Annotated in this window: 14 protein-coding genes; 12 read left to right on the top strand and 2 right to left on the bottom strand. The window is 37.6% G+C overall.

From position 1 onward, the window contains the following. The first annotated feature begins 108 nt into the window (after window positions 1-108). The 12 genes from CBF35_RS02475 (at window position 109) to CBF35_RS02420 (ending at window position 12,436) form a co-directional block, all read left to right on the top strand. Window positions 109-1,377: an extracellular solute-binding protein gene (locus CBF35_RS02475; RefSeq protein ID WP_280530450.1), complete on the top strand. Its 1,269-nt coding sequence runs from the start codon at window positions 109-111 to the stop codon at window positions 1,375-1,377. Between the two features lie 107 nt (window positions 1,378-1,484). Further along, entirely contained in the window at window positions 1,485-2,789 is a 1,305-nt protein-coding gene (locus tag CBF35_RS02470; protein ID WP_126778297.1) for a carbohydrate ABC transporter permease, read from the top strand. 2 nt (window positions 2,790-2,791) lie between these two features. Continuing rightward, complete coding sequence (locus CBF35_RS02465; protein ID WP_126778296.1) at window positions 2,792-3,640, top strand: sugar ABC transporter permease; 849 nt, start codon at window positions 2,792-2,794, stop codon at window positions 3,638-3,640. A gap of 15 nt (window positions 3,641-3,655) precedes the next feature. Then, window positions 3,656-4,489, top strand: a complete 834-nt coding sequence (locus CBF35_RS02460) for a DUF1189 domain-containing protein (RefSeq protein WP_170174690.1) — start codon at window positions 3,656-3,658, stop codon at window positions 4,487-4,489. Window positions 4,490-4,515: 26 nt separating this feature from the next. After that, on the top strand, window positions 4,516-6,783 hold the full coding sequence (locus CBF35_RS02455) for a glycoside hydrolase family 65 protein (protein ID WP_126778294.1): 2,268 nt from the start codon (window positions 4,516-4,518) through the stop codon (window positions 6,781-6,783). Between the two features lie 59 nt (window positions 6,784-6,842). Continuing rightward, window positions 6,843-7,499: a beta-phosphoglucomutase gene (pgmB, locus tag CBF35_RS02450; protein WP_126778293.1), complete on the top strand. Its 657-nt coding sequence runs from the start codon at window positions 6,843-6,845 to the stop codon at window positions 7,497-7,499. Window positions 7,500-7,622: 123 nt separating this feature from the next. Continuing rightward, window positions 7,623-8,168, top strand: coding sequence for a TetR/AcrR family transcriptional regulator (locus CBF35_RS02445; RefSeq protein ID WP_126778292.1), 546 nt, complete (start codon window positions 7,623-7,625; stop codon window positions 8,166-8,168). A 16-nt stretch (window positions 8,169-8,184) separates the two neighbouring features. After that, entirely contained in the window at window positions 8,185-8,520 is a 336-nt protein-coding gene (locus CBF35_RS02440; RefSeq protein ID WP_126778291.1) for a DMT family transporter, read from the top strand. 1 nt (window position 8,521) lies between these two features. Continuing rightward, window positions 8,522-8,833, top strand: a complete 312-nt coding sequence (locus CBF35_RS02435) for a DMT family transporter (protein ID WP_244922552.1) — start codon at window positions 8,522-8,524, stop codon at window positions 8,831-8,833. Between the two features lie 142 nt (window positions 8,834-8,975). Then, on the top strand, window positions 8,976-9,686 hold the full coding sequence (locus CBF35_RS02430; protein WP_170174689.1) for a 6-phosphogluconolactonase: 711 nt from the start codon (window positions 8,976-8,978) through the stop codon (window positions 9,684-9,686). A 163-nt stretch (window positions 9,687-9,849) separates the two neighbouring features. Next, window positions 9,850-10,623: an ABC transporter ATP-binding protein gene (locus tag CBF35_RS02425; RefSeq protein ID WP_126778289.1), complete on the top strand. Its 774-nt coding sequence runs from the start codon at window positions 9,850-9,852 to the stop codon at window positions 10,621-10,623. Between the two features lie 4 nt (window positions 10,624-10,627). Further along, window positions 10,628-12,436, top strand: coding sequence for an FtsX-like permease family protein (locus tag CBF35_RS02420; RefSeq protein ID WP_126778288.1), 1,809 nt, complete (start codon window positions 10,628-10,630; stop codon window positions 12,434-12,436). 162 nt (window positions 12,437-12,598) lie between these two features. Here the strand turns inward: CBF35_RS02420 and CBF35_RS02415 are convergent, their stop codons facing one another. Then, entirely contained in the window at window positions 12,599-12,949 is a 351-nt protein-coding gene (locus tag CBF35_RS02415; protein ID WP_126778287.1) for a YxeA family protein, read from the bottom strand. A 137-nt stretch (window positions 12,950-13,086) separates the two neighbouring features. Next, window positions 13,087-13,716: an NAD(P)-dependent oxidoreductase gene (locus tag CBF35_RS02410; RefSeq protein ID WP_126778286.1), complete on the bottom strand. Its 630-nt coding sequence runs from the start codon at window positions 13,714-13,716 to the stop codon at window positions 13,087-13,089. Between the last annotated feature and the right edge of the window lie 99 nt (window positions 13,717-13,815).

Below are 13,815 nucleotides of genomic sequence, written 5' to 3'. Positions count from 1 at the left end.
GAGCGTTTTCATTCTGTTAGCGGTAACAAGGAGATAGCGATTGCAATTGTCCTTGTAACAACACATAATAAAGGTGTACAGAAAAACAAAAACACACAGGGGGTATTATTGATGAAGAAGAGTTTGAAAAAAGTTGGCTTAGGATTATTAGTTTCTGGTTTAGCATTGACACTAGTAGCATGTGGTAGCAGCAAAGAGAAAGCTAAAGAAGAAGCTAGTGGAGACAACAAGACTTTACAAATTTCAGTCGATAAAGGCTACATTAAATATCTTGAAGAACTGAAAGGTGACTTCGAGAAAGAAAATGACGTTAAAATTGAACTAACAGAGCGAGACATGTTTGAACAATTAGAAGCGCTACCGCTTGACGGCCCAGCTGGGAAAGCACCAGATGTGATGATGTCAGCTTATGACCGCTTAGGACCTTTAGGACAACAAGGGCATTTAACTGAAGTCACATTAGGTAACGATGCTGATTATAATGACACAGATAAATCTCAAGTAACTGTTGATGGTAAATTCTTCGGTGAACCAGCCATTATCGAAACATTAGTTCTTTACTATAATAAAGATTTAATTACTGAAGCACCAACAACTTTTGGTGACTTAGAAGAAATTGCGAAAGATCCTAAATATGATTTTGCAGCGGAAAAAGGCAAAAACGTTGGGTTCTTAGCTAAATGGACTGATTTCTATTCAGCTTACGGTTTACTAGCTGGTTACGGTGGGTATGTCTTTGGTAATGACGGAACAGATCCAAGTGATGTTGGTTTAAACAGTAAAGGCGCAGTTGAAGGAATCGAATATGCTAACACTTGGTTCAACGATGTTTGGCCAAAAGGGATGCAAGACGTTAAAAGTGCCGGCGACTTCATTACGAACCAATTTATTGAAGGCAAAACAGCAGCGATTATTGATGGCCCTTGGGCAGCAGCTAACTATAAAGACTCAGGTGTTAACTTTGGCGTAGCTAAGATTCCAACATTAGTTAACGGTAAAGAATACGAAGCTTTTGGTGGCGGTAAAGCATGGGTTGTCAGCAATTACTCTAAAAACAAAGAAGTTGCACAAAAATTCATCGACTACTTAACAAATGAAGCAAACCAAACAAAATTATACGAAATTACCAACGAAGTCCCAGCTAACAACAAAGCTCGTGACATTGCAGCTGCTGGTGACGATCAAATTACGAAAGCCGTGATTGATCAATACGCAAGTGCTGATCCAATGCCAAACATTCCAGAGATGGGTGAAGTTTGGGCTGGTGGCGAAAACTTAATGTTTGATGCCGCTTCAGGTAAACAAAGTGCTCAAGAAGCCGCTGATGCAGCCGTTAAAATTATTGACGACGCAATTGCGCAAAAATATGCTAAATAAATTTGCACTAACAAACAATCGAATCTGATACTCGGCTAGATTGAAAAAAGATTTTCGGCAGAGTCTAAAGGGCTCTGCCGAATTTTTTAAGAATAGGAGAAAAAAAGATGGATACTCATGTAACCAATAAAAAAGACGTTAAAAAAGCAACTCTCTTATCGCTTATCCCAGGTTTAGGACAATTTTATAATGAACAAAAATTTAAAGGTGTCTTCTTTCTCAGTATTTTTGTGGTATTTATAATTGAAATGGTCTTATTCGGAATTGGCGCAATTCAAGGATTTATTACTTTAGGAAGTGTCGCAATCGATGACCACTCACTATTCTTAATGATCGAAGGAACGTTACAAATAATTATTACGGCAATCTTTTTAATTTTTTACTTCATTAATGTCAGAGATGCAAAAGTTGTAGCGAAACGATGGAATTCAGGAATGAAAGTAAATGTGACTGCAAAAGAAATTATCCATAATATGTTAGACAATGGTTTTCCTTACTTACTAACATTGCCAGCTTATATTGTAATGACATTTGCTATTATTTTCCCTGTCCTGGTGACATTGTTTATGGCTTTTACTAACTACGATTTCTACCATATTCCACCAGCGAATTTAATTGACTGGGTCGGCTTTAAGAACTTCTTCAGTATCTTTTTCTTAAGTTCTTATCGTGATACTTTTGGCGCCGTTCTATCTTGGACGCTAATCTGGACCTTATGTGCCTCAACCTTACAAATTGTTTTAGGAGTTTTCACTGCGGTTATTGCCAATCAACAATTTATTAAAGGTCGCCGGATTTTCGGTGTGATTTTCTTATTACCTTGGGCAGTGCCAGCCTTTATTACAATCATGAGTTTCTCAAATATTTTCAATGACAGTATCGGTGCAATTAACGCTCAAGTCATTCCCTTCTTTAATAACTTGCCCTTTGTCGATATTGCAGCCATTCCTTGGAAGACCGATCCATTTTGGACGAAAGTTGCAATTATTATGATTCAAGGTTGGTTAGGCTTCCCTTATATTTACGTGATGGTCACTGGGATTTTACAGTCGATTCCAGAAGATTTATACGAGGCAGCTAAAATTGATGGGGCGAATGCGATGCAACGTTTCCGTCAAATTACTTTACCAATGATCTTATATGTAGCAGCACCAATCTTTGTTACGCAATACACTGGGAACTTTAATAACTTCTCAATGATTTATCTCTTTAATAACGGTGGCCCAGGCAGTGTCGGTGGTGGAGCAGGCTCTTCAGATATTTTGATTTCCTGGATCTACAAACTAACGACAGGGAATTCACCGCAATACTCAGTGGCAGCCGCTGTAACTTTATTAATTTCAGCCATTGTAATTAGTGTCTCACTAATTGTCTTTAAGAAAACTAAAGCCTTTGATATGGAGGGGATGTAATCATGAAAAAAGCCAAATCGCAAAAAGTGATGACTTTTTGGACTAAGTTTTTTACTTACTTATTTATGACATGTTTATCAATTATCGTGATTTATCCATTACTGATTACCGTCAGTTCAGCTTTTAAAGCCGGTAACGTCAGTGCCTTTAGCTTAGATTTTAATAGTAAGTGGACCTTACTAAACTTCCAACGTCTGTTTACCGAAACTTTGTATGGTAGTTGGTATAAAAATACGTTAGTCATTGCTTTCTTCACGATGATTTGCCAAGTGACAATAGTTACTTTAGCTGGCTATACGTATAGTCGTTACCGTTTCGTTGGTCGAAAAGGCAGTTTGAAATTCTTCTTAATTATTCAAATGGTACCGACGATGGCAGCTTTAACAGCCTTTTACGTCATGGCCTTCTTATTAGATGCCTTAGATCAATACTGGTTCTTAACTCTGATCTACATCGGTGGTGGGATTCCAATGAATACTTGGTTAATGAAAGGCTATTTCGACACTGTGCCGATTGATTTAGATGAGTCAGCTAAGCTCGATGGGGCAGGCCACTTTAGAATCTTCTGGCAAATTATTTTACCATTAGTTAAACCAATGATTGCTGTCCAAGCATTATGGGCCTTTATGGGACCTTTCGGTGATTTTATGTTAGCCCGTTTCTTATTACGTTCACAAGACAAAATTACCGTTGCTGTTGGTTTACAATCTTTTATTAGTAACTCTAAAGACCAAAAAGTCGCCCTCTTTGCAGCTGGTGCAATCTTAATTGCAGTACCAATAACTACCTTATTCTTCTTCTTGCAAAAACACTTTGTTTCAGGTTTAGTTGCAGGTGGAACGAAAGGTTAAAAAAGGATGAAACCAATGAAAAACTTACCATTTCCAATGAATTATTTTGCTAATACACTTACGCCTAAGAAAATTTTCAAAGGTCGTCACGGGTTATCAAGGTGGCAGATGGTAATTGTGTTTATATTCTTAACAGCATTATTGTTAATTCCCGTGTCGATGAATATGGCAAAATCAAGTAATTTTGAACTAGGTGAAATTATGCCGAAAATGTTCCAAACACTTGATGACGAAGTTTTAGCTGAAATTCAGCAAGCTGATTTCACTGATGGGGAATTAAAAAGCCCTAGGCAAGGCTTTATTAACGAAACAAACACAGTTGGTTTCAACTTAACAGACAAAGCAATCGCCGATCTGAAAAACGGCATTAGTTTTAATCAAACAACGATGTTAATGAAAGATGAAGCGGGTTACGACTTTAAAGTCTCTTACACAAAAGACTTTAGTCCACAAAACTTTGAGACGCTGGCAGAACTGAAACAAGGGATCAGTAGCCAGTGGTTAAAGCAAAATAAAGCCTTTGTCGCCTTTACAATGATTTTAATGAGTGGCAGCTTAATTTTAGTCAGTAGCTTAATCTTAGTTTTTGGTGGTTCATTCTTTATCTGGTTAACTCGTAAAAATGATTTATCATCAGTTAAAACCTTTCAAGAATCAGTGAATTTAATTTTAAATGCCTTAGGCTTAAGTACGTTACTAGGAATGATTGTCGGTTTAATTAGTTTTGATATGACACTTGTTTTAAGTATTCAATCTTTAGGCTTAGTCATGATGTTGTTAGGTGTCTTTGTAACGACTCGTTTTGATGATAACTATGTGAATGGTCAAACAGGGGCGAACACTCGCTAAACTAATGAACTAAAGGAGAATATAATATGTTTAAACGTTTATTTGAAATAGATCCGTGGAAAATTAAAACAACCACTCTCGATGCGGAAAATATGCGCTTGCAAGAAAGTCTGACTTCAATCGGAAATGGCTATATGGGCATGCGAGGTAACTTCGAAGAAGGCTATTCTGGAGATAGCCATCAAGGAACGTACATTGCTGGTGTCTGGTTTCCTGATAAAACTCGCGTAGGTTGGTGGAAAAACGGCTACCCAGATTATTTTGGTAAAGTCATTAACGCCACTAATTTTATCGGCATTGATGTCCAGATTAATCAAACTAACATTGATTTAGCAACTGTGGACTATCGTGATTTTTACTTAGAATTAGATTTGAAAACAGGGATTTTAAATCGTTCTTATACAGTGACAGTCGGTGAAGTCCAAGCGAAATTAACTTTTGAACGGTATGTCAGTGTGGCTCAACAAGAGTTAGCGTTAATTAAAGTCACAGTCGAGGTTTTAGCTGGTTCTGCAGAAATCAAACTGACACCGAAGCTAGATGGCAATGTCCAAAATGAAGACAGTAACTACGATGAAAACTTTTGGCTAGAAAAAAATCGTCACTTGGGAGTAACTCCGAGTTTAACGATGGAAACGTTAGAAAATCCTTTTGGCACACCACGCTTTAGCGTTACGACAAGTATGCAAAATAAAACGACTGGCGGAGTTAAAAGTCAGACTGAAAGTGAAAAGTTAGTATCTGAAACTTACACTTATCAAGTGAACTCAGGGGAAACGATTGCATTAGAAAAATATGTAGGTGTCGTCACTAGTCGTGATGTCCCTGAAGAGCAACAAGTGAGTCAGGCTGAGACGTTATTACAAAAGGCTTTAGACAGTAGCTGGGAAGAGCTAAAAACCGCTCACAGTCACGGTTGGAGTCAACGTTGGGAAAAAGCCGATGTTGTCATTCAAGGAGACGACGAAGCCCAACAAGGGATGCGTTTTAACATCTTCCAATTATTTGCAACTTATTACGGCGAAGATGCTCGACTGAACGTTGGACCAAAAGGCTTTACTGGTGAGAAATATGGTGGAGCAACTTACTGGGATACAGAAGCGTACATTGTGCCAATGTATTTATCAGTAACGGAGCCAGCTGTTTCTGAGCAACTCTTAAAATACCGTCACCAACAATTACCAGGGGCTTTCCATAACGCTAAACAGCAAGGCTTAGCAGGGGCACTATACCCGATGGTAACCTTTACGGGGGTGGAATGTCACAATGAGTGGGAAATCACCTTTGAAGAAATTCACCGAAATGGGGCGATTGCTCATGCTATTTATAATTACACGACCTACACTGGTGATGAGACTTATTTAGTTAATGAAGGCATTGATGTCTTAGTGGCAATTGCCCGTTTCTGGCAAGACCGAGTTCATTATTCAGAACGGAATGACCAATACATGATTCATGGGGTGACTGGGCCTAACGAATATGAAAACAACGTAAACAATAACTGGTACACGAATACAATTGCAACGTGGGTTCTTCGTTATACTTTAGCTAGCTTAACGAAGGTTTCAGCGGAAAAAGCTAGTGAATTAGCCGTTTCAGAAACTGAAAAAGCCAAGTGGCAAGAGATAATTACTAAAATGTACTATCCTGTCGATGAAGACTTAGGCATTTTTGTCCAACACGACACCTTTTTAGATAAAGACTTACAACCAGTTACGAGTTTAGCGGCAACGGATTTACCTTTGAATCAAAACTGGTCATGGGATAAAGTCTTACGTTCGCCATACATTAAACAAGCAGACGTTCTGCAAGGGTTATATTTCTTAAATCATGAATACACTCAAGCAGAAAAACAACAAAACTTTGACTTTTATGAGCCTTTAACAGTTCATGAATCCTCATTATCCGCAAGTATTCATAGTATTTTAGCGGCAGAACTAGGCATGGAAGAAAAAGCCGTCGAACTTTATGCTCGAACAGCTCGCCTAGACTTAGATAACTATAATAACGACACTGAAGATGGGTTACACATTACGTCAATGAGTGGTGGCTGGTTATCTGTCGTTCATGGGTTTGCTGGTATGCGGACTTTAGATGGCCAATTAAGCTTTAAACCTTTCACGCCGAAAAACTGGCAAGGGTATTCGTTTAAAGTCAATTACCAAGGACGGTTATTAGAAATCAGCGTCGATCATCAAAAGGTTAGCATTCGTTTATTAGCCGGCGAAGCCCTTAAATTAAATTTATTTGATGAAGCATTAGTCTTAGAAACAGAACTGACAGTAACACTTTAAAAATACGAAGACAATCAAAGGGATTCTTTGATTGTCTTTTTAAAAGGACGGCAGAAAGAATGACAATTAAAGGCTTTATTTTTGACTTAGATGGGGTTATTACGGATTCAGCAGAATATCATTACCAAGCGTGGAAAAACTTAGCTAAAACGATTGAAATCGAGATTGATCGAGAATTTAATGAAGAATTGAAAGGCATTTCCCGAATGGACTCATTGGAACGCATCTTAGTTCATGGCAAGCGCAGTCAAGATTTCTCAGCAGAAGAGAAGACTGCTTTAGCTGCTGAAAAAAATGCTGAGTATGTTAAATTGATTGAAAATGTCACTCCGAAAGACATTTTACCAGGAATTTTAACTCTTTTAGAAGATTTAAAAGACCAAGGAATCAAACTTGCCTTAGCTTCAGCTAGTAAAAATGGCCCAATGATTCTTGAAAAGTTAGCCTTGGCTGATTACTTTGAAACAATCGTGGACCCTGAAAGCTTGGCTCAAGGTAAACCTGACCCAGAAATTTTCTTAAAAGGGGCTAGCCAACTAGGGTTAGTGCCAAGTCAATGTGTTGGGGTTGAAGATGCGGCGGCTGGAATTACTGCCATTAATCAAGCACAAATGTTTTCAGTTGGTGTTGGTGACCCAGAATCGATGAAAGAAGCGGATTATCGGGTTAATCACACAGGGGATTTAAATTTAGCAAAAATTTTAAGTTTAGTTTAAATGAATTAGACTGGGGACAGGCTGTCCTCAGTCTTTTTCTAAGTTAGCAAGCTTGACTAGTTTCTGTAAGTAAGCTAAAATAAAAACCGACTGTTCGTTTTTTTAAATAGAAAGGAAGAAGTGATGACGAAAGAAAAGCAAAAACGCCGAAAAATTTTACAAGCCGCAAATCAGTTACTGAATGAAAAAGGCTTAGCTGATTTTACAATCGATGAAGTTGCCAAAGTCGCTGGTTACAGTAAAGGCGGAGTGACGTATTACTTTGCCAATAAAGATCAATTATTAGTCGATTTAGCCAAAATGTTAGATCAAGAGTACATTGAGCGGATTGATCAATTAGGTGATAAGCCAGAGTCCTTGCCAGGAGAGTGGTCACGAGCTTTGCTCAAAGTCGCTCGGGAAGACTTAAACTCTAGTTCTGATATAACCAATGCCTTAATCGCTGGCACAATGGCTAGTCAGTCAGTTGAGCGCAGTTTTTTTGATAGTTTTGAAGTGATCCAAAGACGGTTAACAACGGACGGCTATGATCCTGTTTTAGGAACGATTATCCGCTTGGTAGTTGACGGCATGTATTATAATCAACTCTTTGATGGTCAACCATTAGAAGCAGAGTTAGAAAGCAAAGTATTTGAGCAGTTAGTAAGTTGGACCGAAGAAAAAAATTAACTAGTAGAGGTGTCAAATGACCAAGGAGTGGCTAAAAGTCTTAGCAGCAGCATTATTTGAATTAGTTTGGGTAAGTGGCCTAGCCCACGCCAACACAGCCTTAGAATGGCTAATAACTGGGGCTGGAGTGGTTATTAGTTTTACGTTATTAACATTATCAGCCAAACATTTACCAATCGGAACAGTCTACGCGGTTTTTGCCGGTATCGGTTCTGTCGGTAGTATTATTGTGGGGGCAGTCTTTTTTCAGGAAAGTATCAGCCCTTTGAAGCTCTTGTTTATGGGGACGTTAATTCTCGGAATATTAGGCTTAAAATTGATTGAAACTGATCAGACAAAGGAGCTTAATTAAAATGGATTGGTTAGCGTTAGTTGGGGCAGGTTTAATGGAAGTCCTGGGAATTTGGAATATCAAACGGATTGCTGAAGGCAATAAGCGAGCAATTTTATTATCTTTCTTCACTATGGGCAGTAGTTTAGGTATGCTGTCATACGCCTTACAGACAATTCCTATGGGAACAGGCTACGGCATTTGGACCGGAATTGGGACAGTTGGAACAGCCTTGTTAGGGATTGTGATGTATCAAGAATCAACGGATCGTCGGCGCTTATTATGTATTGCGTTAATCTTAGCTTCGACCATTGCCTTAAAAATAATAGGATAAACAAAAGTTGGCTTAGGCCTCTTTTGTTTTTTTTAGTATAAATGATTTTTTTAAGACAGAAGAGGGAGTTTTGTTGATAAATTATATGCTACTATCAAGGTGGAAGTTCATTAAAGAGATGTTAAAAACAGGAGGAAAAACAATGAAAACACTAATAAAAAAAGATCTTGAAAGTATGAGTCAAACCTTAGCTAACTTAATTTTACCTTACTTAGTTAGTTCCGAAAGGTTGAATGTATCGATGACCGCCGGCTCAACACCTAACCGGGCCTATGAGCTAATTAATGAGCGCTTGTTAGCAAGTGATAGTCAAGTATCTGAAAGTGTCCATTTTTTTCAACAAGATAACTTGTACTTAAGTACTGAACCAACTGATTACAAACGGTTTGAGTATATCAATCAAAGCTTTTTTGCGGCTAATCAGATTCAAGATCACCAAATCACTTATTTAAATGAAGAGACTTACCCAGTAATCGATCAATTACTAATAGAGGCAGGTGGCTTGGATTTTGCGATTATGGGCATTGGAGCCGATGGGCACATTGCTGCTAATATGCCAGGGACGCCTTTTGAAAAAACAGGTTACCGAGTGATGATTCCTGAAGACATGCAAGGAATGATTCAAGGGTCACCAGATTTTAATGGGCCAATTGACTGTTACGTTTCAATAGGTATGAAGACTTTAATGCAAACGAAAAAAATTATTGTGATTGCTAGTGGTGCAGACAAAGCTGAAATATTAGCTAAAGCTTTTAACGGCCCCTTAACCCCAGAGATTCCGGCTTCGATTTTACAGTTCCATCCTGATGTTACCGTACTTTGTGACGTAGCAGCCGGTAAAAACTTAGTCTAAACTTTAAAACAGCGGCCCGTAGTTGCTGTTTTTTGATGTGACAAAACTGTTAGGTCAAGGGTGAAATTGTAAGAACTATCGAAGGCAACACCTTCAGTCTCAAGGTAAACTAAGAGTATCAAGTTAAGGAAATTAACTTATTAACTATTAGTGGAGGCTTATTATGAATAAAAAAATTATTGAAGCACGTCATATTAAAAAAGTGTATGGCAAAAAAGGTGAAAAACAACACGAAGCATTAACGGATATTTCCTTTGATGTTTTAGCAGGTGAATTTGTTGGCATTATGGGACCTTCTGGTTCAGGGAAAACAACGTTACTAAATATTTTATCAGCTCTAGATTCACCAACAAGTGGTGAAATTGAAATTTCAGGAGCCAGTCTTAATGGTTTAACTGATAATCAATTGTCTGATTTTAGAGCGCAAAAAATTGGTTTTATTTTTCAAGACTTCAACTTACTTGAAAATCTAACGATGTCGCAAAATATTGGTCTACCTTTATCGTTGAAAGGCGAATCAGTGAAAGAAACTAAAAACAAAATAAAAAATATTGCTAATATATTAGATATTGAGCGAATTTTAACTAGTTATCCCACAGAAGTTTCTGGTGGTCAAAAACAACGGGTGGCAGCGGCTCGGGCTTTAGTTCATAATCCTGATTTGTTACTTGGTGATGAACCAACAGGTGCCTTAGATTCTAAGAATGCTAAAAATTTATTAGAAGCCTTAAAAGGGTTAAATGAAGACTATTTAACGACAATCTTATTAGTGACTCATGATGCAGTAAGTGCTAGCTATTGTAAGCGAATCTTATTCATTCAAGATGGCTTGATTTACCGTGAACTTCATCGCCGAGGCACTCAGCAAGCTTTTTATCAAGAAATTTTAGCAGTCTTAGCTGGTTTAGAAATTGATCCTGAAGAAAGTCAGGTGTAAGCAAATGATGCTCAAACTTTCTTTAACAAGTATCAAAAAAAGATGGCAAGATTACTTAGTCTTAATGATGGGCCTGATCATCGCTATTTCAATTTTTTATATGTTTCAAACCTTATCACTTAACACTAGTTTTTTAGAAGAAAATATTCCAACAGTCTCAATGGTTGCGATTGTCTTTCAGTTTGGGGCCTTCTTATTGGCGATTATTACGGTTGTTTATATTTTTTACGCTAATAGCTTTTTACTTTCGATGAGAAAAAAAGAGTATGGCATGTATATGATGCTGGGGGCTAAGAAACAAAAAATTGGCAAGATGATTAGTATCGAAACCTTGTTTATTGGCAGTCTTTCAACGGTTTTAGGTTTAGTCGTGGGAACTGTCTTGGCTAAAGTCATGGGAACGGTCTTAAGCCAATTAATTGATTTACCGTCTAATACTTATGAAAGCTTCGTTCCAAAAGCGCTATTAATTACCTTAGCTTTTTTCAGTCTCTTATTTTTTATTACGACGTTAGTCAACGTTCGTCAGTTCAAAAAAACAAGAACCCTTGATTTATTGTATAGTGAAAGTCAATCTGAGAAGAGTCAACGTAAATTAGTCGTGACAATTCTAGGCGTAGTTTTATCATTAATCTTATTAAGTGTTGGTTACTACATGATGATTAATATTATGACCTTCCAACTATTTGGTATTTTAGTCGCAATATTAACGATTACTCCTGGAACGTTTCTGTTTTTTGGAACAGTTGTCCCAATTATCGTCAAGCGCTTAAAAAACTGGGAAGGAGTCAGCCACAAAAGTATTAGAATATTCACTTTGTCCCAACTTAGTTTCAAGGCTAGTGCCTTAGCTAGAGTTTTAGGGTTAGTAACGATGCTCTTAGCTTTGTCATTAGGGGCGGTCACAGTCGGTCAAGCCTTTAATCATTTTGCGGCGGACTTACTAAAAACCAATCCTTATGATTTAGTTATTTATGATCCGACTTCAGAAATGAGTCAAGAAGTTACTAAACTGAAGGCTACTAAGGAAGTCACATATCATGTGAAACAAGACGCAGAAGTGACCTATTTTATTAGTGAAGAAATTGCTGAAAACCCCCTACTAGTTCAGAATCCTGGTGAGTTTGATGGAGAATTTAAAGAGCTTAAAGGGCTAGAACCCCACATCACTTATTCCATGGAAAATGATTATCAAATCGCTACCGGATTTAGCCAAATTAGTAACTGGTACGAAGATAACAGTGGCAAGTTTCAACTGGTGCCAAGGAATGAATTTGAAGGATTACAAGGGGCTGAAACAACTGCCTCAGTCATTAAAGTAACCGATTACAAAAAAGACGCAGAGATCTTTAAAACGATCGATGGCCTTGAGATGGCTCGTGGCACTAGTAACAATGGCCTAGGTGGAAAATATCAAATGTACCAACAAATTCAAAGTATGGCTAGTGGTTTTATGTTTATGGGATTCTTCTTAGGCTTAGCCTTTTTAGCGATGTTAGCTAGCTGTTTAATGTTTAAAATTTTAACAGGTGCGTATCAAGATATTAAACGTTATGAGATGTTACATAAAATTGGTGTCAGACATCAACTTTTAGTTAATTCTATTCGCAAAGAAATCTTAGCTGTTTTCTTAGCACCAGCCTTTCTAGGTGTCATCCATGTGTTAATTGGGTTGAAAATGTTTACGATATTTATTCCTGACCCCTATGCGTATATTGCCTTGCCTTTCGTTTTATACGGCTGTATCTACATGCTCTACTATTTAGTAACAGTTAGGTTGTACAAAGGAATTGTGTTAAATAATAAAAGCTAGAACGTAGTTTACTTATTGCCTCAGGCTGTTTTACAATAAAAAGACTTTCGCTGAATTCATGGATAATGAAAGGGCGGAAGTCTTTTTTGTTATTAACTTAAAAAGAAGCCGCTTTTCTTCGATAGATTATCGAGAAAAGCGACCTCATACCTTTGGTTAGCTTTAGTTTAACTGACTCTTTACTGAGGCAGGGAGATCCTCATAAGTGACTTCTTCCCAACTGAGAACGCCTTTATTACGGTTAACAGTTAATTTTAAATAGGCACCAATCCGTAGATCTCGTCCAAGGGTACTGTTGAAGTCAACGGCTTTTTCTTTGCCATTTTTATCAAAAGCTAGTTGGTGGTAACTGACGTCAGTGATTTCTTTTTCAGTGCCGTCTACTTTAGTTACGAATGATTCCCCGGTAGAAGTGATTTTTGTGTAATAATCTTGACCGGAATAAAAATAAAAATAACTAGCTGTTCCTACAATTAAAATTAAGACTGTCAAAAAACTTAAAATGTGTTTCATTTGATTAAACCTCCTTAGTAGTTGCTAACATGATTATCTAATAAATACTAAGAGGGGACCATGGAAAGCCCTAACAAAAGGCTAACATTTTTGTAAGAAAAAAAACTCGACTGCATGAGTCGAGTTTTCAGAGAACGTTATTTAGAAACAAGTGAGACTCGTTCTTTGTTAAATTTGCCACTCTCAATAATTTCAATTAAGCCAGAAGCGTAATCGAGATAGCTAATGCTACTTTCACCTTGAGCGTTTAAAGTTAAGACTTCGCCAGCAATTTGATACTGACCAGTTTTATCGCCTTCAAAATCAAAGTTTGCTGCGGGACTGACATAAGTCCAGTTCGTTCCTTTGCTATTGCGCAGTTCTTCTAAGGCTTTTGCCATATTAGTGGCAGTTGGTAAGAATGCAGCTGGAAAATCATCTGTTTCAAATAATTGTGTTGTTTTACTGTCATCGATGTATAAACTACCAGCACCGCCAACAACGTACAATCGAGTGTCCAAATCTTTTAAGACTTTTGTAATATGTCTTAAAGAAGTTTGGTGGAGTTGAGGCATAATATCAAGAGCATTAAAAGCATTAACGATCACGTCAAATTCTTCTAATTCAGCAGGGGTCAAGTCATACAACTCTTTCTCGATAAAGGGAACTTCGTGAACTAACTTACTTTGATCACGGATTAAGGCTGTTACTTCATGACCACGGCGATACGCTTCTAATAAGACTAAATTACCTTGTTTACCAGTGGCACCTATAATTCCAATTTTCATACAATCCTATCCTTTCATAATGCTTCTCTATTAATGCTATAGGTTATTGGTCAAAAGGTCAATGGTTACGACCCGAAAAAATGGCTTATTTTCAAAAAA

The sequence above is a fragment of the Vagococcus salmoninarum genome (genome assembly GCF_003987495.1).
In the GTDB taxonomy this organism is placed as follows: domain Bacteria; phylum Bacillota; class Bacilli; order Lactobacillales; family Vagococcaceae; genus Vagococcus_D; species Vagococcus_D salmoninarum.
This window is presented reverse-complemented; position numbering and strand designations above follow the sequence as displayed.